The sequence below is a fragment of the Streptomyces sp. NPDC012825 genome, assembly GCF_042900925.1.
Lineage (GTDB): Bacteria > Actinomycetota > Actinomycetes > Streptomycetales > Streptomycetaceae > Streptomyces.
Genome location: NZ_JBIBBZ010000002.1, coordinates 500823 through 525815 on the forward strand (window position 1 = coordinate 500823; position 24993 = coordinate 525815).

Genomic DNA, 24993 nt, shown 5'->3' on the forward strand with positions numbered 1-24993 from the left:
GCGCGATGATCGACTTCCTGAACCGGAACGTCTTCCAGCCCCATCCCGAGCTGCTCGTCTTCATCACCGTCGCGCTCGGCTTCCTCTTCGGGAAGCTCCGCTACCGGGCCATCGCGCTGGGCGCCGTCACGGGCTGCCTGGTGGCCGGGCTGCTGCTCGGCGCGCAGTTCAAGGTCACGATCGACGCCACGGTGAAGAACCTCTTCTTCACCATGTTCCTCTTCGCCCTCGGCTACAAGGTCGGCCCCCAGTTCTTCCGGGGCCTGAAGAAGGACGGCCTGCCGCAGGTCGTCAACGCCGTCGTCGTCTGCGTGACGGGCCTCCTCGTCTCCTGGGGCTTCGCCGCGATGCTCGGGTACGGCCCCGGCCTCTCCGCGGGCCTCCTCGGCGGCGCGCTCACCCAGTCCGCCGTCATCGGCGTCGCCCAGGACGCCATCGGCAACCTGCCGGGCCTCTCCGCCGCGCAGACGAAGTCCGAGGAGAACCTGGTCGCGATCGGCTACGCCGTCACGTACCCGCTCGGCACGATCCTCTGCGCGCTGCTCCTCGCCAACGTCCTGCCCAAGCTGTACAAGCGGGACCTGGCCGCCGAGTCGGCGCGGCTCGCCGAGGAGCTGGACGCGCCGGGCGACGACCCCGACCTGGCCGAGGGCTACTACGAGGTCGTGCTCCGCGCGTACCGCGTCGAGCGCCCCGACCTCGCCGGGCGCACCATCGAGGACTTCGAGCGGCAGCAGCAGGCGCTCGGCCGCCGCGTCTACCTCACCCGGGTGCGGCGGGACGGGAAGATCCTCGACCACGACCAGCGGACGGTGCTCCGCGAGGGCGACACGGTGGCGCTCAGCGCGCTGCGCGGCTCGCTCGTGGAGTTCGACCCCGGGACCCACGTCGGGCCGGAGGCGGACGACGTGGAGCTGCTGGGGTACCGGACGGAGTCCCTGCACGTGGTCGCATCCGACCGGGCCCAGCTCGGCAAGAGCATCGCCGACCTGCGCCGCGAGCCCTTCATGGTGGGCGTGTACGTCGACAAGGTCTACCGTTCCGGCACCGAGTTCCCGTACCGCCTCTCGACCACCCTGGAGCGCGGCGACACCCTGGTCCTGACCGGGCCGAAGCGGCTCGTGGACCCGGCGGGGAAGGCGATCGGCAAGCCCGTGCCGACCTCGTTCGCCACCGACATGCTCTGGGTGGGGCTCGGGATCTTCCTCGGCGGCTGCGTCGGCATCCCGGCCCTGACCGTGTCGGGCGTGCCGATCTCGCTCTCCACCTCCGGCGGCGCGCTGATCATGGGCCTGGTCTTCGGCTGGATCCGGGGCAAGTACCCGACGTACGGGAACGTCCCGCCCGGCGCCCAGTGGTTCATGGACACCCTGGGCCTGTGCCTCTTCGTCGCCGTCGTCGGCATCAACGCCGGGCCGAGCTTCACCAGCGGCCTGGCCTCGGCCGGCTGGGGGCTGCTGATCTGGGGCGCGGTGGCGACCCTGATCCCGCTGCTCGTCGGCTTCCTCGTCGGCCACTACGTCCAGAAGATCCGCTTCCCGATCCTGATGGGCGTCCTGGCCGGCGGCCAGACGACGACCGCGGCGATCGGCGCCGTCAACGAGCAGTCCCGGTCGCAGATCCCGACCCTCGGCTACACGATCCCCTACGCGGTGGGCAACGTCCTGCTGACCATCTGGGGCGCCGTGATCGTCATCCTCCACCACTGACGCGAACCCTCCCGTACGGAAGGACATGCCGTGCCCAAGCCCACGTTCACCCGCGAGGAGATCAGGTCCTACGCGCAGCTCTCGCCCTTCGAACTCAAGGACACCTTCATCTCGCTCGCCAAGGAGGCCCAGGAGGACCAGCCGGGGCAGAAGGACAAGTCACAGGTGCAGATGCTCAACGCGGGCCGCGGCAACCCGAACTGGGTGGCCACCGGGCCCCGCGAGGCCTTCCACGCCCTCGGCTACTTCGCCCTGGCCGAGTCCCGCCGGGTGTGGACCGCCGACGACCTGGGCGGCATGCCCGAGGTGAAGGGGTCCGGCGAGCGCTTCGACGCCTTCGTCCGGCAGCACCCCGCCCTGCCGGGGATCGAGCTCCTGGAGAAGAGCGTGGCGCACGCCGTGGAGCGCTTCGGCTTCGACCGGGACTCGTTCCTGCACGAGCTGACGGACAGCTCCGTCGGCGACAACTACCCGGTGCCGGACCGGATGCTGCCGCACGCCGAGCGGATCGTGCGCGGCTACCTCGACGACGAGATGTTCGACGGGAGGCCGCCGGCCGGGAACACGTCGCTCTTCGCGACCGAGGGCGGCACGGCCGCCATGTGCTACATCTTCGACTCGCTCATGAAGAACGGGATCCTGAAGAAGGGCGACCGGATCGCCCTGATGGTCCCGGTCTTCACGCCGTACATCGAGATCCCCGAGCTGGACACCTACGACTTCGACGTGGTGACGGTCGAGGCGAGCCTGTTCACCGAGACCGGGGTGCGGCAGTGGCGCTACCCGGCCGAGGAGGTCGCCAAGCTGGAGGACCCCTCCGTCAAGCTGGTCTGCCTGGTGAACCCGTCGAACCCGCCGTCGCTCGCGCTGAGCCGGCGGGTCGCGGACCAGATCAAGGAGATCGTGGCCTCGAAGAACCCGAACCTGCTGATCGTCACGGACGACGTGTACGGGACGTTCGTGCCGGGCTTCCGCTCGATCGCCGCCGACCTGCCGCGCAACACGCTGCTCGTGTACTCGTACTCCAAGCACTACGGCGCCACGGGCTGGCGGCTCGGCGTCATCGGCCTGAACGACGACAACGTGATCGACGCGATGCTGGCCGAACTGCCCCGGGAGGAGAAGGAACGGCTGAACGCGCGGTACGGGACGCTGACGCTCGAACCGGAGAAGATGCGGTTCATCGACCGGATGGTGGCGGACTCGCGGCAGGTGGCGCTCAACCACACGGCCGGGCTCTCGCTGCCGCAGCAGGTGATGATGGTCCTCTTCTCCCTCTTCGACATGCTGGAGGAGGGCCGGGCGTACAAGGAGCGGATCCGCGGGATCGTCGGCCGGCGGCTCGAACTGCTCCTGGAGGGCGCCCGGATGAAGATCTCGGAGGATCCGCAGCGGGCCGCCTACTACATCGAGCTGGACCTGCTCGCGGAGGCCGAGCGGGTGCACGGCAAGCCGTTCGCGGACTTCCTGGAGAAGAACTACGAGCCGGTGGACCCGCTGTTCCGGCTGGCCCAGCAGACGGGCGTGGTGCTGCTCAACGGCGGCGGCTTCGACGGCCCCGAGTGGTCCGTGCGCGTGTCGCTCGCCAACCTGGACGACCTGGACTACCTGAAGATCGGCCACGACCTGCGGGCCATCTTCGACGCCTACGCGGAGGAGTGGCGGGCCTCGGAGTCCTGACGCGGGGAAAGGGGGGCGCGCCCCGGTCGGAGGGTAGGGGGGCCGACCGGGGCGCGCGGTGTGGGGGGCACGGTGGTCCGTGGGGGCCTGCCGGTGGCTACCGGTAGGCGGCGAAGGCCTTCGTGAAGGCCAGCGGCTGCTGGAGGATCGAGGAGCAGGTGGCGTCGGCGCGGTTCACGGCGCCGTCCGGGCACTGCTTGTCGCGGGTCGAGGACCACATGGAGAGCCGGCCGAGGCCCTTGGACTTCGCGAAGTCGACCAGCTGGGTGGCGTCCTCGACCTTGAAGACCTCGGTGGTGACGTCGTTGACGCCGATCATCGGGGTGACGGCGACGGCCTTCCAGGCGGCCGCGTCGGAGAGCCCGAGGACGCCCTTGATCTGGGCCTGGGTCGCGGTCGCGGCCTGGATCGCGTACGTGCCCATGTCGGCGCTGTACGCCGGGCCGTAGTCCATCGCCATGATGTTGACGGCGTCGACGCGGACCCCGTTGCGCTTGGCGTCGGCGAGCAGGTCCACGTCCGGCTGGGTCAGACCCTCGGGCATGACCGGCAGGGTGAAGGAGACGTCCAGGCCCGGGTGGTCCTTCTGGAGCTGGGCGATCGCCTGCGAGCGGCGGGTGTTGGCTGCGGTGTCCGGCAGGGCCGCGCCCTCGACGTCGAAGTCGACCTTGGTCAGCTCGTACTGGTCGACGACCTTGCCGTACGCGGCGGCGAGCGCCGATGCGGAGGAGCAGTTCAGGGCCAGCTCGTGGCCGGCGGCGCCGCCGAAGGAGACGCGGACGTCACCGCCCTTGGCGCGCAGGGAGCCGATCTGGGCGGCGACCCGGTCGTTCGCCAGGTCGGTGACCCCGCCCCACAGCGGGGCGCAGGCGCCGCCGGAGGTGATGAAGGCGAGGTTGAACTCCTTCACGCCGGTGGCGTCGGCGGTCGCGAGCAGGTCGTACGCCGGGTAGAGCGAGGTGTCGACGTACGGGGCGAACTTCGCGCCGGTGACGGGGGCCGGCGTGGAGGCCGTCGGGGTGGGCGTCGGGGCCGGGGTCTGCGTCCGCGTGGGGGTGGGGGTCGGCGCGGGGGGTGTGGTGGCGGTCGCGGTCGGGGTCGGCCGTGCCGTCGCCGTGGGGGAGGCGGTGGCGGTGGGCTGCTCGGTGGGGCGGCCGCTGGGGGTGGGGGCGGGGCCTCCGGCGGAGCAGGACGCCTTGTTGATCAGGCAGTCGGTGGGGTCGCCCGCCTCGCCGGCGGCGGAGGTGACGAAGCCGACGGTGACGGACTGCCCGGGTGCGAGCTGCCGGTTCCAGCTCGCGGGCTTCACGGTGACGTGCCGGCCGGAGACGGTGTGCTCGCCGTTCCAGAGGGAGCCGACGGTGGTCCCGGCCGGGAGGTCGAACTCCAGGGTCCAGTCGGACTGGGCGGCGGACGTCTCGTTGGTGACGACGTACCGGCCGGTGTAGCCGCCGGTCCAGGAGCTGGTCCGGGTGTAGGCGGCGCCGACGGAGGAGGCCTGGGCGGTGCCGGTGAACGCGAGGACGGCGCCGCCGACGACGGCCGCCGTGACGACCGCTCCGACGACCTTGGTCCTCGTACTCGCCCTGCGCCGGTGCGCTCTGCTGCCCATGGCGTGCCTGCCTCTGCGTGCGGAAGTGGGGGTGCGGCAGCACGCTAGCGAGCGGGGAACGGACAAAGCGGGGGATCGGGGACGGGGGCGTGGATCCTTAGGGTCCGCTTAAGGCGGCCATCGGAACCAGGAAAGGTTCGCTTCCAAGTCCCCGGAGGTAAGCCCGTATTGCCCCGCCCCGTCCGCTCCCCCGGGCGCTCATCCCTCCCGTGCCCGTCGCACCCCCGTGCCCCCGCGCCTGCGGCGGGCCGGGCGGTGGCCGCGGCGGCCGGGCGCGGCGGCCGGGCCGCCCGCTCCGGCGCGTCCGCCGAGGCCGATCCAGACGCGGACCTCCGTACCGCCGAGGACCGAGCGGCCGATGCGGACGTCGCCGCCGGTGCCCTCCGCCACGCGCCGCACGATGTCGAGGCCGAGGCCCGTGGAGCCGTCCCGGGCCCCGCTGTTGCCCCGGGCCAGGGCGGCGGCGGGGTCGGCGATGCCGGGGCCCGCGTCGGAGACCAGGACGATGACGGCGTCGTCGCCGTTGTGGACGTCGATGGAGAAGGCGGTGCCCTCGGGGGTGTGGCGGAAGACGTTGCCGAGGAGGGCGTCGAGCGAGGCGACGAGCTCGGGCCGCGCGACCGGGATGCGGACCGGGCGCTCGACGCCCGCGACCCGCACCCGGCGCCCCTCGTCCTCGGCGAGCGCCGACCAGAAGTCCATCCGCTCGCGCACCACTTCGGCGGCGTCGCAGCCCGCGCCGGGGCCGGTCGCCTGGGTCTGCGGCTTCGCCTCCCGGGCCGTGCGGATGATGATGTCGACCTCGCGCTCCAGCTGTTCGACGGCCGCGCGGGTCTGCTCGGCGGCCGGACCGGAGCCGAGCGAGGCCGCGTTGAGCCGGAGCACGGTCAGCGGGGTGCGCAGCCGGTGGGAGAGGTCGGCGGCCAGCTCCCGCTCGTTGGCGAGGAGCTGGACGACCTGGTCGGCCATCGAGTTGAAGGCGACGGCTGCGGACTTGAGCTCCGGCGGCCCCTCCTCGGGGACCCGGGCGCCGAGCCGTCCCTCGCCCAGGTCGTGGGCGGCGCCCGCGAGCCGCTGGGCGGGCTGGACCATGCGGACGCCGAGGCGGTCGGCGACGGCGACGGAGCCGACGATCAGGGCGGCGCCGACCCCGGCGAGGACCAGCCAGGCGGTGCCGACGCCGTTGGACACGTCGCCCTCGGGGACGAAGAGTTCGACGACCGCGACCTGGCCGCTGCTGAGCGCGGTGGGCTGGAGCAGCGCGAAGCCGCCGGGGACCTCCGTGATGGAGGCCCGGCCCAGTTCCCGGGTGGCCCTCAGGGCCTCCTCCCCCGCCCGGCGGGTGCCGATCTCCAGGGACGGGCCGTCCGGCGTCCCGGCGGGGACGTGGACGGCGAGCCGGCCGGCGGCCCCGTCCTCGGTGGTGGCGACGGCCCTGTCCAGCTCGTCGCGGTCGGTGGTGATGGCGAGGACGGGGGCGAGCCCGGCGGCCCGCCGTTCGGCGTTGGAGAAGGCCCGGTCGCGGGCCATCTCCTTGACGACGAGCCCGAGGGGGACGGCGAAGGCGACCACGACCATGGCCGTGACGGCCAGGCACACCTTGACGAGCGCCCATCTCACGGCCGCGGCTCCCCGGGCGGCTCCAGCTTCACGCCCACCCCGCGCAGGGTGTGCAGGTAGCGGGGCCGGGCGGCCGTCTCGCCGAGCTTGCGCCGCAGCCACGACAGGTGGACGTCGATGGTCTGGTCGTCGCCGTAGGACTGCTGCCACACCTCGGCGAGCAGCTCCTTGCGCGGGACGACCACGCCGGGCCGTCCGGCGAGGAAGGCGAGCAGGTCGAACTCGCGCCGGGTCAGGTCCAGGGGCGTGCCGTCCAGCTCCGCCTGGCGGCGCAGCGGGTCGACGGTGAGCCCGCCGACCCGGATGACCCGGGAGGGCGGGGCCTCGCCGGCGCCGGACCGGGCGCGGCGCAGGACGGCGGCCATCCGGGCCGAGAGGTGGTCGACCGAGAAGGGCTTCACGAGGTAGTCGTCGGCCCCGGCGTGCAGGAGCCGTACGATCTCGGCCTCGTCGTCCCGGGCGGTCGCGATGATCACCGGCACGTCGGTGATGCCGCGCAGCATCTTGAGCGCCTCGGACCCGTCCAGGTCGGGCAGTCCGAGGTCGAGGATGACCACGTCGAAACGGAAATGGGCGACCTCGCGCAACGCCTCCAGTGCCGTGCCTACGCTGCGTACGGTGTGGGGTTCCGTAGAAGAAGCGGTGAGCTGCCGGATGAGGGCGGAGCGCACGAACTGGTCGTCCTCGACCACGAGCACACTTGCCATGGGCCGCACCGTACGCCATGCGGACGGATCATCGGACCATGTCCACCCTCTGATCCGGAACGGCCGGGGGTGGTGCACTATGGGCCGGTGCGAAGAGGACTGGTCCACGCCCTTGCCTGGTCACTCGCCACCGGAGCGGCGGTCACCCTGTCCTGGTGGGGAGTGCACACGGTGCTGTCCGGAACCGTGTACGACCCGCCGCGCGCGCTGCCCGTGCCGCTCTGGGCCGCGGACGGGACGCAGGGCTCCGGCGACGGCCCGGCGACCTCCTCGACCCGGTATCCCGGGCCCGGCGGGACCCCCGCGCCCACCGCTCCGGAGACCGCGCCGGGCGACGGCCCCACGCCCTCCGCCGCCCCGTCCGCCACCCCGTCGCGGCGGCCGGAGCCGACGGCGGAGAGCCCGGCGGCGTCCTCCTCGGCCCCGTCGCCGAAGGCGGATCCGAGTCCGGGCCCGGGCTCGGATCCGGACTCCGGCGCCGGCTCGGGCGGGAGCGTGAAGAGCTACGCCGTGGACGGCGGCCGGGTCGCCTTCGACCTCGGGGAGACCTCGGCCGAACTGGTCTCCGCGACGCCCGCCGCGGGCTGGCAGATGCAGGTGTGGAAGCAGACGACCTGGATCCGGGTGACCTTCACGCGCGACGACCGCGAGCTGTCGGTCTTCTGCGTGTGGCACGACACCGCGCCCCGCGTGGAGATCGACGAGCGCGCGATCTGACGACGGGCCCCGGAGGGTCAGCGGAAGACGGAGGCGGGCGGGGCCGGTGACGGCTTGGCGTCCGCGTCGGTGACCGGGGCCGCTCCCCCGGCGAAGTCGGCGAGGGCGCGCCCGTGTTCGACCCGCCCCGGGTGCGGGTCGGTGGCGACCCTGCGGGTCAGTTCGGCGACCGGGAGCTCCCGGTCGGAGGCGAGCAGGACCGCGTTGCCGAAGCGTCGGCCGCGCAGCACGGTCGGGTCGGCGGTCAGCGCCAGCTCGGGGAAGACGGCGGCGGCCGTGGCGATCTGGCCGCGCAGATGGGCCAGCGGCGGGCCGTCGGCCAGGTTCGCCGCGTAGAGGCCGCCGGGCCGCAGCGCCCGCCGCACCTCGGCGAGGAACTCGGTGCTGGTCAGATGGGCGGGGGTACGGGCTCCGCCGAAGACGTCCGCGACGATCAGGTCCGCCCAGCCGTCCTGGACCTTGGCGAGGCCGGCGCGGGCGTCGGCGGAGCGGACCCGTATGCGGGCGCCGGGGTCGAGCGGCAGTTCCCGGCGGACGAACCGGACCAGGGGCTCGTCGAGCTCCACGACCTGCTGCGTGGAGCGGGGCCGGGTGGCGGCGACGTACCGGGCGAGGGTGAGGGCGCCGCCGCCGAGGTGCACCGCCCGGAGCGGGCGGTTCGGCGGGGCGGCGAGGTCCACGACGTGGCCGAGGCGCCGCTGGTATTCGAAGGAGAGGTACGACGGGTCGTCCAGGTCGACGTGCGACTGCGGGGCGCCGTCGAGGAGCAGCGTCCAGGCGCGCGGGCGCTCCCGGTCGGGTACGAGTTCGGCGAGGCCGCCGTCGACGGTCTCGGAGAGGGGGGCCGCCGCCGCCCGGTCGCGCTGCTTGTTCCTGGCCATCGGTCCATTATCGGACGATCGGGCCGCGACCGGTGTGCTCGGGGCCCCGGGCGGGCCCCGGGGGCTCAGCGACAGCCGTCGGCGGCCTCGATGAGCCGGGCCGCCTCGCCGAGCGCCTCGCGCAGGACGACGGGGTCGGTGACCGGGTCGGTGTCGCCGGGGGGCAGCAGCCAGCCGGCCGGGCGGGAGGCGCCACCGGCCGACTCCGCCGGCTCCGGCAGCTCGGGCAGTTCCGGCAGCTCGGGGAGGCGCAGGCCCCGCCCCGAGGTGCGCGTACAGGCGCTGCCCGGCATGTCCCAGCCGGCGGCGGTGCCGGGCGGCACCAGGAAGCCCAGGGTGTCGCAGGTGCCGTCGTGCACCACCGGGCCGACGGCGGGGGCCCCCGCGCGGCGCAGGATGTCGACGGCCTCCAGTCCCTGGCGGACCGGCACGGTGACCAGGTCCCAGGCCTCGGCGGCGGACTCGGCCCCGGCGGTGCCCGGGGCGGGCGCGGGCCGAGCGGCCGACTGTGAACCGATCTCCGACATGGGACCCCTCCTCGCTCCATGAGGAGACACGTTTCGTCTCTCCCTACGGTTCAACGTCCGTGCGCGTCAACGGCTACGGCGGTTTCCCGCCGCAAAGGATGGCAGTTCATGGCAGATCGCAGGCGAGATATCCGGTTTGTGGCCAAACTCTGCGTAGGCGTTCGGTCACAGCCGGTACGTTTCTGCCGCCGGACCACCCGGCAGCACCAGGAGAGGGCTCGGCCATGGCGATGTCACGGGCAGTTCCCAACCTCGCCTTCCGCAGGCTCCGCGGACAGCAGTCGCCGGCGGAGTTCGCCGCGGCCGTCCGCCGGGCGGCGCGGGAGATCGGCGAACAGGTCGCGTGCGACGCCCGTTACATCGGGCGCGTGGAGGCGGGCGAGATCCGCTGCCCGAACTACGCGTACGAGCGGGTCTTCCTGCACATGTTCCCCGGACTCGGCCTCTCCGACCTGGGGTTCTCCGCGCGGGAGACGGTGCGCGGCCGGCGGCAGACCGTCCCGGCCGGGGTGTCGTCCCCCGCCGCCTCCACGACCCGGAACGATGAGGAGAGCGACGTGCTGCGTCGCGCATTCATGACGAGCGGCTCCGCCGCCCTGGCGGCCGCCTCGCTGGGACTCGGCGGCCCCGCCGTCGCGATCCCCAGCCCCCGCGGGACCCACCGGATCGGCGAGACCGAGGTGCGGGCCGTCGAGGACGCCGTGCGGCGGATCCGGCTGCTCGACGACCGGCACGGCGCCGACGGGCTCTACAAGGTGGCCGCCCAGCCGCTCCGTACCGCGTACGCGCTGCTCGACGCCGGCACCACGGCCCGCCGCTCCACCGAGGACCGGCTGCACGCGGGCGCGGGCGAACTCTCCCTCTCCGTCGGCTGGCTGGCGCACGACTCGGGGCGGCACGAGGACGCGCGCTCGCACTACGCCGAGGCGCTCGCCACCGCGCGCGTGGCGGGGAGCTCGGGGAACGCGGCCCTGGAGGCGCACGCCTTCTGCAACACGTCGTTCCTGGCCCGGGACACCGGCCGGTACCGGGAGGCGGTCCGGGCGGCGCAGGCCGGGCTGCGGGCCGCGCGGCCCCTGGGGTCGGCCCGGCTGCTGTCGCTGCTCTCGCTGCGGGAGGCGTGCGCGTGGGCGGGGCTCGGCGACCGGTCCGCCTGCGAGCGGGCCCTCGGCCGCGCCCACGCCTTCTTCGACCGGGGCCCGCACGAGGACGACCCGGAGTGGATGTCCTTCTTCGGGGAGCCGGAACGGGAGGCGCAGGAGGCCCAGTGCCGGGCGGCGCTCGGCGACTGGGGCCGGGCCGCCCGCCACGCCCACCGGGCCACGGTCCTGCAGAACCCGCACTTCGCCCGGAACCTCGCGCTCTACCGCGCCCAGCTCGCCAGGGACCTGGCGCGCGCGGGCCGTCCGGACGAGGCGGCGGCGGAGGCGCGGCGGGTGGTGGACTCCCTCGACGGCATCGCCTCGGCCCGCATCCGCGAACTCCTCGCGGAGACGGGCCGGGTGCTGGCGGCCGTCCACTGAGGCGCGGGGACCACTGCCCCGAGTGCCGGGTCGTGCGGGGACTTACTGCTCCAGGTGCCCCGTGTCGTTCCAGCGCTCGATCGCCGGGGCGTCGTACGCCCAGCCCAGGACCGAGAGGCTCGTCGGGTCGAGGCGGATGCGGGCGGCGAAGGAGACGTCCTCGCCGAGCCAGCGGGCGCCGATGGAGCGCAGGATGTGCCCGTGGGCGAAGACCAGGACGTCCCGGTCGGCGGAGCGGGCCCACTCCACGACCTCGTCGGCGCGGTCCGACAGCTGCGCCAGGGTCTCGCCGTCCGGGACGCCGTCGCGCCAGATGAACCAGTCGGCCTGCCGCTCCTTGATCTGCGGCGGGGTGAGCCCCTCGTACGCCCCGTAGTCCCACTCCATCAGGGCGTCCCAGGGCTCGGCCCGGTCGCCGAAGCCGGCGAGGGCGCAGGTCTCGCTCGCCCGGACCAGGGGGCTGGTGCGCACCTCCACGCCGGGCAGGCCCTGCCAGGGGCCGCGGTGCAGGCGCTCGCCGAGCAGCTTCGCGCCGCGCCGCCCCTCTTCGAGCAGCGGTATGTCGGTCCTGCCGGTGTGCCGGCCGAGGAGCGACCACTCGGTCTGGCCGTGCCGGGCGAGCAGGATGCGCGGTGCCATGGGAAGGCTCTCCAGAGGTTCGCGGTGCGGGCGTGCTCCTTCCATCATCACCCACCCGAATCCGGGGCGACACGCGGGCAACCTCCGGGCGCCGTCCGGCGTCCCCTCCCCCGGGCCGTACGCCTCACGGGAGGGACCTTGTCCATGCGCAAGCCACGCTGGTGGGCCGAGCTGTCGCTGATCGGCGTCGTGTACGCGGCCTACACGGGCGGGCGGCTGCTCGTGCGGGGCGACGAGGCCTCGGCCGTCGACCACGGGCTCGCGATCCTGCGCCTGGAGGGGCTGCTGGGGATCGACGCTGAGCGGCCCCTCAACCGGCTGTTCACGGACGTCCCCGCGCTCGGGATCCCGGCGGACTTCGCGTACGCCTCGCTGCACTACCTCGTCACCCCGGCGGTCCTGGTGTGGCTGTTCCGGCGGCGGCCCGCGCACTACCGGGCGGCCCGCGCCCGGCTGATGGCGGCCACCCTGCTCGGGCTCGTCGGCTTCACGCTGCTGCCCACCTGTCCGCCCCGGCTGCTCGACGCGGCGCACGGATTCACCGACACGATGGCCCACTTCAGCGCGTACGGCTGGTGGGGCGGCGAGGCGAGCGCGCCGCGCGGCCTGGGCGGGATGACCAACCAGTACGCGGCGATGCCCAGTCTGCACGTGGGGTGGGCGCTGTGGTGCGGGGTGATGCTGTGGCGGTACGGGCGGACTCCGCCCACGAAGGCGCTCGGGGTGGCGTATCCGCTGCTCACGACGGTGGTGGTGATGGGCACGGCCAACCACTACCTGCTCGACGCGGTCGCGGGGGCGGCCGTGATGGGGGCCGGGTTCCTGCTCGCGCCGCACGCGCTGCGGGCGGTCGACCGGCTGCGCGCGGGGGCGGCCCGGACGGCGGGGGCGGGGGCCGGAACGGGGGAAGCCCCTCCGGTTGTCAGTGGGGGATGCGAGACTTTCGCGGGTGAGCACATCCCCGGACAGCGGTCCGTCGCGACCGCCGCAGACGACACGTCGACACCTGCTCGCTGAGCTGCGCGGACCGGGGGTCGCACCGCGTCCGCTGGACGCGCGGGCGCTCGCGGCGCTCGCCGCCAACCCCGGCTGCCGGCGGCGGGCCCTGCTCGACGGCGCCGGGGTCGACAAGTCCGCGCTCGCCGCGAAGCTCGGCTCCCCGGCCCCGTTCGGGCAGTCGCAGTTCGCGATCGTGCGGGGCAACTCCTTCGAGGCGAAGGTGAAGGCGGACGGCGGCCGCGAACTGCTGCGGCTGCTCGGGGTGGAGGAGCCCGGCGAGGTGTCCGTGCCCGACCTGTCGGCCGCCGGACCCGAGGGCCGGGTGGCCCGTACGGCGCTCGCGCTGCGGGAGGCGACCGGGGCCGGGGCGTGGACGCTGCTCGACCATCCGCTGCTCGCCCTGGAGGTGGCGGGCTCCCCGGTCCACCTGGAACCGGACGCGGTGGTGGTCCGCCCCGACGGCGGGTGGACGGTGGTCGAGATCAAGTCCTTCCCGACGGTCGACGGTTCGGCCGACGCGGCGAAGGTGGGCGCGGCGGCCCGCCAGGCCGCCGTGTACGTGCTGGCGCTCGAACGGGTGGCGGCGGTCACGGAGGGCGCGCGGGTGGCGCACTCGGTGCTCCTCGTCTGCCCGAAGGACTTCTCGAACGTGCCGACGGCCTCGGTCGTGGACGTGCGCAAGCAGCGGTCGGTGACCCGGCGTCAACTGGCCAGGCTCACCAGGATCGACGAGATCGCGGACGCCCTGCCGGAGGGCGTCAGCTTCGACGTGGCCGAGCGCTCGCCGGAGGAGCTGACGGCGTCCGTGGAGTCCGTGCCCCACCAGTACGCGCCGGAGTGCCTGGCCGCCTGCGAGCTGGCCTTCCACTGCCGGGCGCGGTCGCGGGAGGCGGGCGCGGTGGAGACCCTGGGCCGTTCGGTACGGGGCGAGCTGGGCGGCCTGACGACGGTCGGCGCGGTCCTGGCGGCGGCGCGCGGCGAGTCCGGCGACCCGGACGACCCGGCGGTGGCGGCCCTGCGGCGGGCCAGGGCCCTGCGCGAGGAGGCGCTGGCGTCGGCGCCCGCCCGCACTTCCCGGGAGCACGTCGAATGCCCCTGCTGACGCCCCTTTCCTGTGCCGCGCCCCGGGAGGCCCTCGCATGTCGCTGATCTCCACGCTGGCCCGGATGGAGGCCGTCGAGTCGGGGCGGGCGCAGCCGCTCGCCACCGTGCGGCACCGGCGGGTCTCCGAACGGCCCCTGGTGCTCGTGCCGTTGACCACGGCCGGTGAGGCGGGCGCCCCGCTGGGCGCGCTCGTCGGCACCGACCCCGAGGAACCCCGGCTCCTGGTGGTGCCCCAGCCCCGCGACCGGGACCTGCGGTTCGCGTTCCTGGCGGACCTGGCCGAGGAGGTCCTGCCGTACGTCGACGCGTTCACGGACGTCGTCGAGCTGGTCGAGCGCAACGAGACGGACGCCGAGACCGGCAAGAAGGTGCGTGTCGAGGTCGAACTGTGCGCGGACGCGCCGCAGTTGATCGTGCCGAGCCGGGCGGGCGTCGAGTACGTGCGGCTGCTCGGGCGGTCGACGCGGTTCCGGCGGACGGCCGAGCAGGACCCGGAGACGCCGTTCCCCGCGCCGCCGCGCGTACCCCTGCTGGGGCGCTGGCTGACGCACTTCGGGGAGCGGGCCCGGGTGCCCGGCTCCTCGCTGCTGCTCGCGGCGACCGACCTGCTCAACCGGCACTGGGCGACCGGCCAGTCCTCCCTGGAGGACCAGCACCTGGGCGCGCTGCTCGCCTGGATCGACCCGGCGGACGGGGTGCCGGGCCGGGAGGGGGCGCTGCGCGCCGAGGCGGGCCGGGACGAGCGGGGGCAGCTCTTCTGCCCGCCCGCCGGACCCGCCACGGACCCGGCCTTCGACAACCGGCTGCTCGCGCCCGCGATCGAGCGGTACGACCGGGCCCGGCAGGCGTCCGGCGCGGCCGAGGACCCCGAGGCGGCCGACCGGGCCCTGGGCGAACTGCACGCGGCCGAGCGGGAGGTGCGCCGGCTCGTCGCCTCGCAGCTGAAGCCGACGTGGGACGCGGTGTGGCGGGCGGTCGGCCTGCTGCGGGAGCTGCCGGAGGGGGCCAGGGTCGAGGACCGCTGGACCCGGGACCGCTGGTCCTTCACCGCCCACCGGGACCGGGTCGCGGCCGGTGAGCCGCCGCAGCCGCGCCGGGACGACGCGGTGACGGCGGCGCGGAAGCTCGCGGCCCGCGAGCAGGCGCAGGGCCAGCTGGAGGCGCAGGAGGCCCTGGACGACCCGCTGGTCCTGGCGGGGCGGCGGCTGGCGGGCGAGGCGTTCGCGGCGGAGGTGGTGGAGGTGACGATGGCGTGGACGGAGTCGAAGCGGCCCGCGCCCCGGCCGCTGCTCACGGTCCGCACGGACGACCGGCCGCACCTGGACGAGCGGGTGAGGGCGTACCGCTCGCTCGACGGGAAGCCGCAGGCGGCGGAGTTCGTGCGGTACGAGGAGGACGGCTCGCTCGTGCTCCGGGTCCTGGACCGGATGGGCCGGTCGAAGGAGCCGGCGGAGGGTTCGGTGCCGGAGAAGGGCGAGCGGATCGCCTGGACGCTCTTCGAGCACGACCAGCGGGTCGGGCCGGCGCTGCCGGACCCGGAGGAGACGCCCTGGACGCACGGCGGCCCGCCCCGGACGGACGCCGTGGAACTGCCGGACCCCGTGACCTCCGAGGACGTCCTGTGACCGTGTTCGACCCCCTGACCTCCGAGGACGTCCTGTGACCGTGTTCGACCCCGTGATCCCCGAGGACGTGCCGTGACCGTGTTCGACCCCTCCGCCGAGGCCGGGCGCGCGACGGCCGCGATCCTGGCGGACACCCTCCACGGCACCTCGCGGGGCGTGGTCGTGGACTCCCCGCCGGGCGCGGGCAAGTCGACGCTCGTGGTGCGGGCCGCCCTCGAACTGGCCGCCGCCGGGCGCCCCCTGATGGTGGTCGCGCAGACGAACGCGCAGGTGGACGACCTGGTGCTGCGGCTCGCCGAGAAGGAGCCGGACCTGGCGGTGGGCCGGCTGCACTCCAGCGACTCCGACCCGTACGACAAGGCGCTGGACGACCTGGAGAACGTACGGAAGTCGGCGAAGGCGGGCGATCTCGCCGGGCTTCCGGTGGTGATCTCCACGGCCGCCAAGTGGGGGCACGTGAAGAACGCCGAGCCGTGGGCGCACGCGATCGTGGACGAGGCGTACCAGATGCGCTCGGACGCGCTGCTCGCGGTGGCGGGGCTCTTCGAGCGGGCGCTCTTCGTGGGCGACCCGGGGCAGCTCGACCCGTTCTCGGTGGTGGGCGCGGAGCAGTGGGCGGGGCTGACGTACGACCCGTCGGCGAGCGCGGTCTCCACCCTGCTCGCGCACAACCCGGAGCTGCCGCAGCACCGCCTTCCGGTGTCCTGGCGACTGCCCGCGTCGGCGGCGCCGCTGGTGTCGGACGCGTTCTACCCGTACACGCCGTTCCGCAGCGGCACCGGGCACGGGGACCGGAAGCTGTCCTTCGGGGTGCCGTCGGACGGTTCGGGCCCGGACCGGGTCCTGGACGAGGCGGCCGAGTCGGGCTGGGGCCTGCTGGAACTCCCGGCCCGGCACACCCCGCGCACCGACCCGGAGGCGGTGGGCGCGATCGCCCTGGTGGTGCGGCGGCTCCTGGACCGGGGCGGCGCGGCGGTCTCGGAGCGCGCGGAGCACCCCGTGCCCTTGACGCCCGACCGGATCGCGGTCGGCACCGCCCACCGCGACCAGGCGGCGGCGGTCCGGTCGGCGCTCGCGGACCTGGGCGTGGCCGGGGTGACGGTGGACACCGCGAACCGGCTCCAGGGGCGCGAGTACGACGTGACGGTGGTCCTCCACCCGCTGTCCGGCCGGCCGGACGCGACCGCCTTCCACCTGGAGACGGGCCGGCTGTGCGTGCTCGCCTCCCGGCACCGGCACGCGTGCGTGGTGGTGTGCCGCGCGGGCGTGGCGGACCTCCTGGACGAGCACCCGTCGACGGAACCGGTCCGGCTGGGCGCGGCGGTGTCGTTCCCCGACGGCTGGGAGGCGAACCACGCGGTCCTCTCCCACCTGGAGGAACACCGGGTGGTCTGGACGCCGTAGCCGCCGGGCGGGGCCGGGGGCGCGCGGCCGGGCGTTCGCGCTCTTGCGGGGCGCGGGACAATGGAGGACGGCCCGGGGTTCCGGGCCGTGTCCGTGCGAAGAACCGTGCCCGTACGAAAGAGGAGAACGACGATGGCGGAATCCGCGGAGCGGAGCGGGCAGCGGAGGCTTCGGCCGGCGCCGCTGATCTTCGAGCCTGCCGAGGCGTCCGCCGATCCGGAGCACTTCTTCGACCTGGAGTCCCTGGAGGACCCGCGGGAGCTGCTGGCCCGGGCGACGGAGCTGACGCTGGCGTTCCGGGCGGCGACGGACCGGGCGATCGAGTTCCAGGCGATCGCGGCGGCGCAGCTGGCCGATCCGCGCCGGTTCGACCGGCTCACGGTGGCCGACGTCGCCGAGCGGGCCCAGTGGACCGAGGACTACGCCCGCAAGATGATCGAGTTCGGCCGCGGCCTCATCCGGGCGGACGGACGGCCCCCGGAGGACTGAGCCGGTCCGGGGGCGGGGCCCGGGGCCCGGGGTCAGGGATCCGAGGCCCGGGGGCTTGCGGGGGCGCGCGGGCGTCGTTCTGGAGCGCGGGGGCGCGATGCGGGGGCGCGCATGGCCGGAGGCGTGCGGAGTGACTGAAAAACCACCCCTGGCATATGCCGAGGGCGCACGATACCCCTCCCCCGTCCCTCCTGTCCGGAATTCCGCGAACTCTTGGAAACCGTTCCGTCACTCCCGGTACATCTGGACGCATGACGACGTGGCTGCGCGAAGAGACCCCGCACGACATGTTCCGCTTCCTCCGGGAGGGTGACGAGGGGCGGCACCAGACGGCCCGGGTGACCGCCGACGGGGCCGCCTGGCTGGCCTCGGCCGCCGGCGGGCGGGGGTCCGCGCTCGCCCGTTGGGAGGCCCGGCCGGCCTCGCCCGCCACGCTGCCCTGCGGGACGGCCTTCGACGTCGTCAACGTGGACCCGGTCTTCGGGCGCCGGATGCTGGACAAGCTGTGGACGGAGGGCCCGGGGTCGGGGCCCGTCGCGGTCCACCGGGGCCGGACCATGCTGTTCGCCGCGCCCGGCACGGCCCAGCGGCTGCCCGCCCTGCTCGACTGGGAGGAGTGGGGCGACGCGGTGCCCCGGCCGCTCTGTCACGGGCTCGGGGACGCGGTGACCGTGCCGCCGCTCGCGCCCTCCGGCTCCGCCGGGCCCCGCTGGCTGGTGGCCCCCGACACCCGCCATCCGTGGCTGCCCGGCCCCGAGGTCGTGCTCTGGGCCTGCGTGCGGGCCGTCCGGGCGGCCTCCGCCGACGTGCGGGTATCGATTTTTCCTCCCGCCGATCCGGGTGCTAATGTCTACGACGTCAGCAGGCGCCGCTAGCTCAGTTGGTTAGAGCAGCTGACTCTTAATCAGCGGGTCCGGGGTTCGAGTCCCTGGCGGCGCACCGACGGAAGAAGCCCCTCGCGGAAGCGGGGGGCTTCTTCGTTCGTCCGGAGCTTTTCCGTACGCCGGGGGCGAGGGGTTCAGTCCCCTCCCGTCGGGGTCACCCTGACCGTCCAGACGTCCGACGCCGACCGGTCCATGACCTCGACCCGGACGCCCGTCCCGGGCACGGTGAAGGTCTCGCCCTCCTCCAGCGGGGCGTCCGCGAGCGGCGGGTACACCGAGCGCTCCCAGCAGGCCTCGGTGCGCGGGTGCGCGTCCACGACCTCGACCGGGCCGTTCCCGGAGGCCGTGCCGCCGCGCACCCGGTAGACGAGCACGCCCTCCGCGCAGGTCTCGGTGTCGTTCCCGGCGTCGCTCCTGGCCTCGATCGCGAGCACGCTGTCGGGGCCGGTGCGGACGACCGCGAGCCGGGTGCCGAGCGTGGCGCCGTCCCCGGCCGGGGCGTCGGCCGGCTCCAGGGCGACCACCCGGGACGCCGGGCCCTGGACGCAGGCCACCTGCGCGCGGGAGAGCCAGCCGAGCTTCCACTTGTGCCAGGCGAAGAGGTCCGGGGAGAGCCCGAACTGGCTCCCCATGACGTCCCAGTCGCCCACGTGGGTGTCCCAGTCGCCCTTGCCGTCCTCCGGCCGGTGGTAGAGGTCCGGCAGGTCGAAGACGTGGCCGGTCTCGTGGGCCAGGACGTTGCGGTCGGGCGGGTGCCGCTCGAAGACCGTGACGACCCGCTCGATCTCGGTGCCGTCGGCCTCCAGCGGGCGTTCCAGGTTGACGACCTTGGTCGCGTCGGAGTCCACGCCCGGCGCGTCCGGGTCCGCGACCAGGTAGACGACGTCGTACCGCGAGAAGTCGACGTCCGCGTCGGCGGCGGCGATCGCGTCGCGGAGGTACTCGGCCCGCTTCCCGGCGTCCCAGTCCCGCCGTATGTCGTACGCGCCCGACTCGCGCGGCATCGGGGTCCACGTCGTGCGGGTGTGCGGGGTCAGGGTGAAGCGCCCGTAGGAGGCGCGTGCGAAGAACTCGCTGGTGCCGGGGAAGTGGTCGGCGGCGAGTTCGGCGGGCGGGACGAGCGGCTCGGAGTCCGGGAAGGACAGGAAGATCATGACCGCGTCGAGGGCCCGGTCGGGGCGCGGGTACGAGCCGTTCCAGGTGTCGAGCCCGAGCGAGTGGTGGACCCCGGTGCGGGGCAGGGCGCAGGGGTCCGCGGCGGGCACGCCGACGGCGGGGCCGGCGACGAGCCCGGTGGCGGCCAGGGCGGCGAGGGAGGTGAAGGCGGCCGCGCCGGCGCGCAGCCGCGGGCGCCGCCCCCCTCCTCCGGGTGGCTGCTGACCCCTCACATCGACCTCCGGATCACGAAAGCGGGACACCCCACCCACCTTGTGATGATTTGCTTACATTCGCACGTTTCGACTGCCCCGGTCGGGTGAGTGCGCGCCGCCGTGTCGACGCGACACGGACATGAATGCGTTCACGGAAAGTCACCATCGATCACCTCTTCATCGACCCGTGTCAGAGCCGGGCAGAAACGATCGGGCAGGGTGGTCCGGTGGGCGTCCTCACAGCGCCGGACGGCCCCCGACGGCGGTCCAGAGCTGGAACGGCCGACCGGCCTGGCCCTATGATCGGCTCACTCTTCCTCGGCCGACCGTCCCGTCCCCGTGCGACCGGCCCGACTGCACTACGGGAGCGAGCGGTGAGCGGAACCCCCGAAGGGCCGGTGCCCTCAGGACCGGCGGAGACACGGCCGGCCGAGCCCGCCCTCACGGAGCGTCACGACGGACGCCGGGGGGCCGAACTCCGCGACTACCGCGCCGCCTTCCGGGTCGCCCGGCTCGCCATGGCCCTCGTCGACCCGGACGGCGTGGTCGTCGCGGCCAACGACTCCCTCGGCGACCTCCTCGGCACCGGGGCCGGGGCGCTCCGCGAACAGGCCGCCGCCGACCTCGTCGACCTCGCCTCCGACGGGCGCACCCGGGAGGCGTACCACGAGGTGCTCGGCGGCCGGCGCTCCCGCTTCCGCTGCACCCGCCGCCTCAAGCACCCCGACGGGCGCTCGCTGTGGGCCGAGGTCACCGTCACCCCCGTGCCCGGCAGCCGGCGGGTCCTGATGTCGATCGCGGACATCGGCGAGAAGCGCGAGCTCCAGGCGCGCCTGCGCCACCTCCGGATGCACGACCCGGTGACCCGGCTGCCCAACCGCGCGCTCTTCTTCGAGCGCCTCTCGGCCGCCCTGGACGCCGCCGGGGAGCTGTCCGGGGTGCCGCACGGGTCACCCGGGTCGTACGAGTCGTACGAGTCGTACGGGCATGGCAGAACAGGGCGGATCGGTCTCTGCTACCTCGATCTCGACGGCTTCAAGGCGGTCAACGACACCCTCGGCCACCGGGTCGGGGACCGGCTCCTGGCCGCCGTCGCCGGGCGGTTGACCGCATGCGCGGACAGCGACGGCTACACCCGCAGCGGCGGCCACCTCGTGGCGCGGCTCGGCGGGGACGAGTTCGCGATCCTGGTCGAGGACTCCAGCGGCACCGAGCAGATGGCCGACCTGGCGCGCTCGGTCCTCGACGCCCTCCAGGCGCCCTTCGACCTGGCCGGGCAGCGACTCTCGGTCTCCGCCTCCATCGGCGTGGTCGAGCGCTCCGGGCACGGGACGACGCCGACCGCCCTGATGCAGGCCGCCGACACCACGCTGTACTGGGCGAAGGCGGACGGCAAGGCCCGCTGGACCCTCTTCGACCCCGAGCGCAACGCCCACCGGATGACCCGGCAGTCGCTCTCCTCCACCCTGCGGCCGGCCGTGGAGGGCGGGGAGTTCGCCCTGGAGTACCAGCCGCTCGTGGACCTGGCGGACGGGGCCGTGCGCGGGGTGGAGGCGCTGGTGCGCTGGCACCATCCGCAGTTCGGCCCGCTCGCGCCGAATCGGTTCATCGGGATCGCCGAGGAGGACGGCTCCATCGTGGAGCTGGGCCGCTGGATCCTGCGCACCGCCTGCCACCAGGCCCGGCAGTGGCAGAAGGACCACCCGCGCGAGCGCCCGCTCTTCGTGAGCGTCAACGTGGCGGTCCGGCAGGTCTGGGACTCCGACCTGGTCGCGGACGTGGCCGGGATCCTCGCGGAGACCGGGCTCGCCCCGCACCTGCTCCAGCTGGAGCTGACCGAGTCCGCCGTGATGGGTTCGGCCGGCCGGCCGCTCCAGGCGCTCCAGGCGCTGAGCGACATGGGGGTGCGGATCGCGATCGACGACTTCGGCACCGGCTACTCGAACCTCGCCTACCTGAGCCGGCTCCCGGTCTCCGTGCTCAAGCTGGACGGCTCCTTCGTGCGCGGCTTCCAGGACGAGGAGCACGCCAACCCGGCCGACGAGCTGATCGTCGAGGCGCTCGTGCAGCTCGCGCACCGGCTCGGGCTCACGGTCACCGCCGAGTGCGTCGAGACCGCCGGGCAGGCCGGCCGGCTGCGGCGGATCGGCTGCGACACGGGGCAGGGCTGGCTGTACTCGCGGGCGGTGGCCCCGGAGCGGATCGCGGAGCTGATCGGCGCGGAGCCGCTGCCGGTCTGAGCCGCGCGCGCCGGGCCGTACGACCGCGCCCGGAGCCGTACCGCCGCGTCCGGAGGCGTGCTCACGCCCTCGGAGTCGTACCCCCGCGCGGGGGGGAGGACCGCCCCCGCGCATGGAACTGCCCCCGGCCGGAGGGACATTCCGGGCGGGGGCAGTGATCATGGGCGGTTCAGCGGGGGTCGGGCACTCAGCAGGCGCCGAGGTCCTGCCAGACGCCCCACTCGCCGGTGGTGCCGGGGACCTCGTTCTGGGTCCACCACTTGGCCTTGTACTTGCGGCCGTTGTGGGAGACCTCGTTGCCCGTGTTGTAGACCGTGCCGGCCTTGTACGCCGGGACCGAGCCGCAGCCGGTGGCCGGCGGCGTCGTCGGGGGCGTGGTGGGCGGGGTGGTCGGCGGCGTCGTGGGAGGCGTCGTCGGCGGGGTGGTGGGCGGCGTGGTGGTGGAGCCGAGCGCGGTGTTGATCTGCTTCAGCAGGGTGGCGTTCTCGTCCAGGCCGAGCAGGGAGTACATCATCGCGCCGGCCAGGCCGCGCTGCTTGCCGTAGTCCACGCGGGCCTGGATGGACTTCTGGTTGAGGCCGGTGAAGAACTCGCCGTCCTTGTAGAAGTACGAGGACTTCGACTGGTCGTCCCAGAAGGTGGTCGACGGGTTGTCGACGATGCCGCCGAGCTCCTTGTAGTGCGCGATGCCGGCCTGCTGGCTGAGCGGGCGGACGTTGGAGCCGCCGGTGGCGGTCTGCGCGAGGCCGTTGGTGGTCCCGGCCGGGACGCCCTTCCAGCCGCGGTAGTAGAACTCGTAGCCCAGGGTCAGCTTGTTGGCGGGGAAGCCGCCCGTGATGCCGTAGGTCGGGTTGCCGTCGATCCAGGAGTCGATGGCGGAGTCGATCGTGTACTTCTCGGTGCCCGGCGCGATCGGGTCGGTCGGGTCGTTCGGCGAGGGGTACAGCGGGGACTGGTGGTACGTCGGCCCGTCGCCGTCCCAGGCGCCGTGCATGTCGTACGTCATGATGTTCGCGTAGTCGAGGTACGCGCCGATCTTGTCCGTCTCGATGTACTTGATCTTGTCCTGGCCGGCCGGGAGGGCGGCGGTCAGGAGGTACTTCTTGCCGCCGTTGGCCGCGCCGTACTCGTCGAGCTGCTTGCGGAACTCGGCGAGCAGGAGGGTGAAGTTCTGCTTGTCCTCGGGGCCGTAGTGGTTGCCCAGGTGGCCGCCGGAGGAGCCCGGGTACTCCCAGTCGACGTCGATGCCGTCGAAGATGCCGGCCGCCGTGCCCGCGCCGCCGTAGCCGCCCTCGACCGGCAGGTTGCCCTTGAGGTACTGGTCGATGCAGGAGGAGACGAGCTTCTTGCGGCTCGCGTCCGTCTTCGCCGCGTCGTGGAAGTACTTGGAGTAGGTCCAGCCGCCCAGCGAGATGTTGATCTTCAGGTGGGGGTACTTCGCCTTCAGCTCCTTGAACTGGTTGAAGACGCCCACGATCGGCTGGTCCCACTTGTCGGCGACGCCGTCGACGCTGTCCGCCGCGCTGAAGGACTTCTGGTAGTCGGCGTACGAGTCGCCCGCGCCGTCACCCGCGTTGGGGTTGTTGTCATCGCCCGCGGCCTTGTTGGCCTGGAAACAGGTGAGGTTGGTGGGGTGGATGTTGCCGAACGAGTAGTTCAGGACGTCCAGCTGGCCCGCGATGCCCCGGGTGTCGAGGTGCTTGGGGTAGAACGCGTTGCCGTAGACGCTCCACTGGTCGTAGTACGCGATGCGCACGTTGCCCGCGGAGGCGGTGGTCGACGCGGGGGCCGCCTGGGCCGAGCCGAGTCCGGCGGTCGCGGCGAGCGCGCCGGCGGCGAGGGCCGAGCTCAGGAGCGCGGCGATCAATGACTTACGGGGGTGCACGTGCGGCCTCCGGAGGGGGGTACAGGGTGGTGCCGTACAGGAGCTGGAGCAGTGATAACCGCCGCGCGAACGGTGAGTCAATGGTCTGAACCAGATTGAGGACTAGACCAATTGACGGAAGAAAGCCCTTGTCAGAGACGTGCAGCACAAAACGGAACCGCCCGCCACCATCGGTGACGAGCGGTTTAAGGTTCGCTTAGGGAAGGCCCGGTGTTCGTTCGACCGTGAACCAGCCGGCTTCGGAAATCCAGGTTTTACCCGGCGAGCTCCGGCAGGTCGTACGCGTCCGCGATCAGTTCGTAGCTCCGCAGCCGCGCCTCCCCGCCGTGCACGTTGGCCGTGATCATCAGCTCGTCGGCGCCCGTCCGCTTGCGCAGGTCGTCCAGGCCCGTGCGGACCTCGTCCGGGGTGCCGTAGACGACGTTCGCGAGCCAGCCGTCCGCGAACTCCCGCTCGGCGGGGCTGAAGGAGTACGCCTCCGCCTCCTCCGGCGTCGGCACCAGACCGGGCCGGCCGGTGCGCAGCCGCAGCATCGCGAGGGCTCCGGCGAGGACCTGGCGGCGGGCCTGCGCCGCCTCGTCGGCGGCGAGCGCCGAGACGCCGATCAGCGCGTACGGGGCGTCGAGCACCTCCGAGGGGCGGAAGGAGTCCCGGTAGAGGTCGAGCGCCGGGATCGTGTTCCTGGCCGAGAAGTGGTGGGCGAAGGCGAAGGGCAGCCCGAGCACGCCGGCCAGCCGGGCGCTGAAGCCGGAGGATCCGAGCAGCCAGATCGGCGGGCGCCCCTTCGGCCCCTGCACCGGACCGGGCACGGCGTGGATCCGGGCGTACGGGTGCCCGTCCGGGAAGTCGTCGTCCAGGAACCGGGTCAGCTCCGCGAGCTGCTCGGGAAAGTCGTCGACGCCCTCGTTCAGCCGGTCGGTGCGGCGCAGGGCGGCGGCCGTGGCGCCGTCGGTGCCGGGCGCGCGCCCGAGGCCGAGGTCGACCCGGCCCGGGGCGAGGGCCTCCAGGGTGCCGAACTGCTCGGCGACGACGAGCGGGGCGTGGTTGGGCAGCATGACGCCGCCCGAGCCGAGCCGGATGCGCCGGGTGTGGGCGGCGAGGTGGGCGAGGATGACCGCCGGGGAGGAGGAGGCGACCCCGGGCATGGAGTGGTGCTCGGCCACCCAGTGCCGGTGGAAGCCGCGCCGCTCGGCGAGCCGGGACAGCTCGACGCTGGTGGCGAGGGCCCCGGACGCGGTCCCTCCGCTGCCGACGGTCACCAGGTCCAGTACGGACAGCGGTACGGGCGCGGTGCCCCGCGCCTCTCCTCGAATGGTGTCGGTCACCGTCGGGACCCTCCTCGGCACACGTGCGAATACATGGAGAGGAGAACAGGAGG

At 73.9% G+C, this 24993-nt stretch carries 20 protein-coding genes and 1 tRNA gene; 12 read left to right on the forward strand and 9 right to left on the reverse strand.

The features are described 5' to 3' along the window. The first annotated feature begins 5 nt into the window (after positions 1-5). A complete protein-coding gene (gene aspT / locus ACFY7E_RS07750) occupies positions 6-1709 on the forward strand; it encodes an aspartate-alanine antiporter (protein WP_389481865.1) in 1704 nt (567 codons plus the stop codon). A gap of 30 nt (positions 1710-1739) precedes the next feature. After that, positions 1740-3389 (forward strand): bifunctional aspartate transaminase/aspartate 4-decarboxylase, encoded by a 1650-nt coding sequence (locus ACFY7E_RS07755; protein ID WP_389481868.1) that lies wholly within the window; start codon positions 1740-1742, stop codon positions 3387-3389. A gap of 97 nt (positions 3390-3486) precedes the next feature. Here the strand turns inward: ACFY7E_RS07755 and ACFY7E_RS07760 are convergent, their stop codons facing one another. From ACFY7E_RS07760 to ACFY7E_RS07770, 3 genes are all read right to left on the reverse strand, one after another. Then, positions 3487-5001: a cellulose binding domain-containing protein gene (locus ACFY7E_RS07760; RefSeq protein ID WP_389481871.1), complete on the reverse strand. Its 1515-nt coding sequence runs from the start codon at positions 4999-5001 to the stop codon at positions 3487-3489. A 198-nt stretch (positions 5002-5199) separates the two neighbouring features. Then, on the reverse strand, positions 5200-6621 hold the full coding sequence (locus tag ACFY7E_RS07765; RefSeq protein WP_389481873.1) for an ATP-binding protein: 1422 nt from the start codon (positions 6619-6621) through the stop codon (positions 5200-5202). Next, a complete protein-coding gene (locus tag ACFY7E_RS07770; RefSeq protein ID WP_389481875.1) occupies positions 6618-7328 on the reverse strand; it encodes a response regulator transcription factor in 711 nt (236 codons plus the stop codon). Before ACFY7E_RS07770 ends, ACFY7E_RS07765 begins: the two co-directional genes overlap by 4 nt. A gap of 87 nt (positions 7329-7415) precedes the next feature. Here ACFY7E_RS07770 and ACFY7E_RS07775 point away from each other — a divergent pair, with 87 nt between their 5' ends. Next, positions 7416-8045: a hypothetical protein gene (locus ACFY7E_RS07775; RefSeq protein WP_389481877.1), complete on the forward strand. Its 630-nt coding sequence runs from the start codon at positions 7416-7418 to the stop codon at positions 8043-8045. Positions 8046-8062: 17 nt separating this feature from the next. Here the strand turns inward: ACFY7E_RS07775 and ACFY7E_RS07780 are convergent, their stop codons facing one another. Both ACFY7E_RS07780 and ACFY7E_RS07785 read right to left on the reverse strand, forming a co-directional pair. After that, the gene (locus ACFY7E_RS07780) at positions 8063-8926 is read right to left on the reverse strand and encodes a spermidine synthase (RefSeq protein WP_389481879.1); all 864 of its coding nucleotides are present in this window, start codon (positions 8924-8926) and stop codon (positions 8063-8065) included. Positions 8927-8991: 65 nt separating this feature from the next. Next, entirely contained in the window at positions 8992-9453 is a 462-nt protein-coding gene (locus ACFY7E_RS07785) for a hypothetical protein (protein ID WP_389481881.1), read from the reverse strand. Positions 9454-9677: 224 nt separating this feature from the next. Here ACFY7E_RS07785 and ACFY7E_RS07790 point away from each other — a divergent pair, with 224 nt between their 5' ends. Beyond that, a complete protein-coding gene (locus tag ACFY7E_RS07790; RefSeq protein WP_389481883.1) occupies positions 9678-10976 on the forward strand; it encodes a tetratricopeptide repeat protein in 1299 nt (432 codons plus the stop codon). A gap of 42 nt (positions 10977-11018) precedes the next feature. On the opposite strand, the gene ACFY7E_RS07795 is transcribed toward ACFY7E_RS07790, so the two are convergent. Continuing rightward, on the reverse strand, positions 11019-11615 hold the full coding sequence (locus tag ACFY7E_RS07795; RefSeq protein ID WP_389481885.1) for a histidine phosphatase family protein: 597 nt from the start codon (positions 11613-11615) through the stop codon (positions 11019-11021). A gap of 144 nt (positions 11616-11759) precedes the next feature. Here ACFY7E_RS07795 and ACFY7E_RS07800 point away from each other — a divergent pair, with 144 nt between their 5' ends. From ACFY7E_RS07800 to ACFY7E_RS07830, 7 genes are all read left to right on the forward strand, one after another. Beyond that, positions 11760-12632, forward strand: a complete 873-nt coding sequence (locus ACFY7E_RS07800) for a phosphatase PAP2 family protein (protein ID WP_389481888.1) — start codon at positions 11760-11762, stop codon at positions 12630-12632. Further along, positions 12565-13716 carry a hypothetical protein gene (locus tag ACFY7E_RS07805; RefSeq protein WP_389481890.1) on the forward strand — a complete coding sequence of 384 codons (1152 nt, stop codon included), beginning with the start codon at positions 12565-12567 and terminating at the stop codon, positions 13714-13716. The genes ACFY7E_RS07800 and ACFY7E_RS07805 overlap by 68 nt, the downstream gene beginning before the upstream one ends. Before the next feature lie 37 nt (positions 13717-13753). After that, positions 13754-15343 carry a hypothetical protein gene (locus tag ACFY7E_RS07810; RefSeq protein WP_389481893.1) on the forward strand — a complete coding sequence of 530 codons (1590 nt, stop codon included), beginning with the start codon at positions 13754-13756 and terminating at the stop codon, positions 15341-15343. A gap of 72 nt (positions 15344-15415) precedes the next feature. After that, on the forward strand, positions 15416-16747 hold the full coding sequence (locus ACFY7E_RS07815) for an AAA domain-containing protein (protein ID WP_389481895.1): 1332 nt from the start codon (positions 15416-15418) through the stop codon (positions 16745-16747). 132 nt (positions 16748-16879) lie between these two features. Beyond that, positions 16880-17236, forward strand: a complete 357-nt coding sequence (locus ACFY7E_RS07820) for a hypothetical protein (RefSeq protein ID WP_389481898.1) — start codon at positions 16880-16882, stop codon at positions 17234-17236. 251 nt (positions 17237-17487) lie between these two features. Further along, positions 17488-18111, forward strand: a complete 624-nt coding sequence (locus tag ACFY7E_RS07825) for a hypothetical protein (protein WP_389481900.1) — start codon at positions 17488-17490, stop codon at positions 18109-18111. Then, positions 18102-18175, forward strand: a tRNA-Lys gene (locus ACFY7E_RS07830). The genes ACFY7E_RS07825 and ACFY7E_RS07830 overlap by 10 nt, the downstream gene beginning before the upstream one ends. Before the next feature lie 79 nt (positions 18176-18254). On the opposite strand, the gene ACFY7E_RS07835 is transcribed toward ACFY7E_RS07830, so the two are convergent. Next, positions 18255-19538 carry a M6 family metalloprotease domain-containing protein gene (locus ACFY7E_RS07835; RefSeq protein WP_389481902.1) on the reverse strand — a complete coding sequence of 428 codons (1284 nt, stop codon included), beginning with the start codon at positions 19536-19538 and terminating at the stop codon, positions 18255-18257. 326 nt (positions 19539-19864) lie between these two features. Here ACFY7E_RS07835 and ACFY7E_RS07840 point away from each other — a divergent pair, with 326 nt between their 5' ends. After that, positions 19865-21730 carry a putative bifunctional diguanylate cyclase/phosphodiesterase gene (locus tag ACFY7E_RS07840; RefSeq protein ID WP_389481904.1) on the forward strand — a complete coding sequence of 622 codons (1866 nt, stop codon included), beginning with the start codon at positions 19865-19867 and terminating at the stop codon, positions 21728-21730. A gap of 187 nt (positions 21731-21917) precedes the next feature. Here the strand turns inward: ACFY7E_RS07840 and ACFY7E_RS07845 are convergent, their stop codons facing one another. Both ACFY7E_RS07845 and ACFY7E_RS07850 read right to left on the reverse strand, forming a co-directional pair. Continuing rightward, positions 21918-23615 carry a glycosyl hydrolase family 18 protein gene (locus tag ACFY7E_RS07845; protein WP_389481906.1) on the reverse strand — a complete coding sequence of 566 codons (1698 nt, stop codon included), beginning with the start codon at positions 23613-23615 and terminating at the stop codon, positions 21918-21920. A 254-nt stretch (positions 23616-23869) separates the two neighbouring features. Beyond that, positions 23870-24940 (reverse strand): LLM class flavin-dependent oxidoreductase, encoded by a 1071-nt coding sequence (locus ACFY7E_RS07850; RefSeq protein WP_389481908.1) that lies wholly within the window; start codon positions 24938-24940, stop codon positions 23870-23872. Positions 24941-24993: the final 53 nt, after the last annotated feature.

Bases quoted from the DNA above. Each gene is read 5' to 3' on its own strand.
- ACFY7E_RS07825 (WP_389481900.1), top strand. From the start codon at position 17,488: ATGACGACGTGGCTGCGCGAAGAGACCCCGCACGACATGTTCCGCTTC.
- aspT (WP_389481865.1), top strand. From the start codon at position 6: ATGATCGACTTCCTGAACCGGAACGTCTTCCAGCCCCATCCCGAGCTG.
- ACFY7E_RS07790 (WP_389481883.1), top strand. From the start codon at position 9,678: ATGGCGATGTCACGGGCAGTTCCCAACCTCGCCTTCCGCAGGCTCCGC.
- ACFY7E_RS07795 (WP_389481885.1), bottom strand. From the start codon at position 11,615: ATGGCACCGCGCATCCTGCTCGCCCGGCACGGCCAGACCGAGTGGTCG.
- ACFY7E_RS07760 (WP_389481871.1), bottom strand. From the start codon at position 5,001: ATGGGCAGCAGAGCGCACCGGCGCAGGGCGAGTACGAGGACCAAGGTC.
- ACFY7E_RS07785 (WP_389481881.1), bottom strand. From the start codon at position 9,453: ATGTCGGAGATCGGTTCACAGTCGGCCGCTCGGCCCGCGCCCGCCCCG.
- ACFY7E_RS07810 (WP_389481893.1), top strand. From the start codon at position 13,754: ATGTCGCTGATCTCCACGCTGGCCCGGATGGAGGCCGTCGAGTCGGGG.
- ACFY7E_RS07770 (WP_389481875.1), bottom strand. From the start codon at position 7,328: ATGGCAAGTGTGCTCGTGGTCGAGGACGACCAGTTCGTGCGCTCCGCC.
- ACFY7E_RS07780 (WP_389481879.1), bottom strand. From the start codon at position 8,926: ATGGCCAGGAACAAGCAGCGCGACCGGGCGGCGGCGGCCCCCCTCTCC.
- ACFY7E_RS07800 (WP_389481888.1), top strand. From the start codon at position 11,760: ATGCGCAAGCCACGCTGGTGGGCCGAGCTGTCGCTGATCGGCGTCGTG.
- ACFY7E_RS07820 (WP_389481898.1), top strand. From the start codon at position 16,880: ATGGCGGAATCCGCGGAGCGGAGCGGGCAGCGGAGGCTTCGGCCGGCG.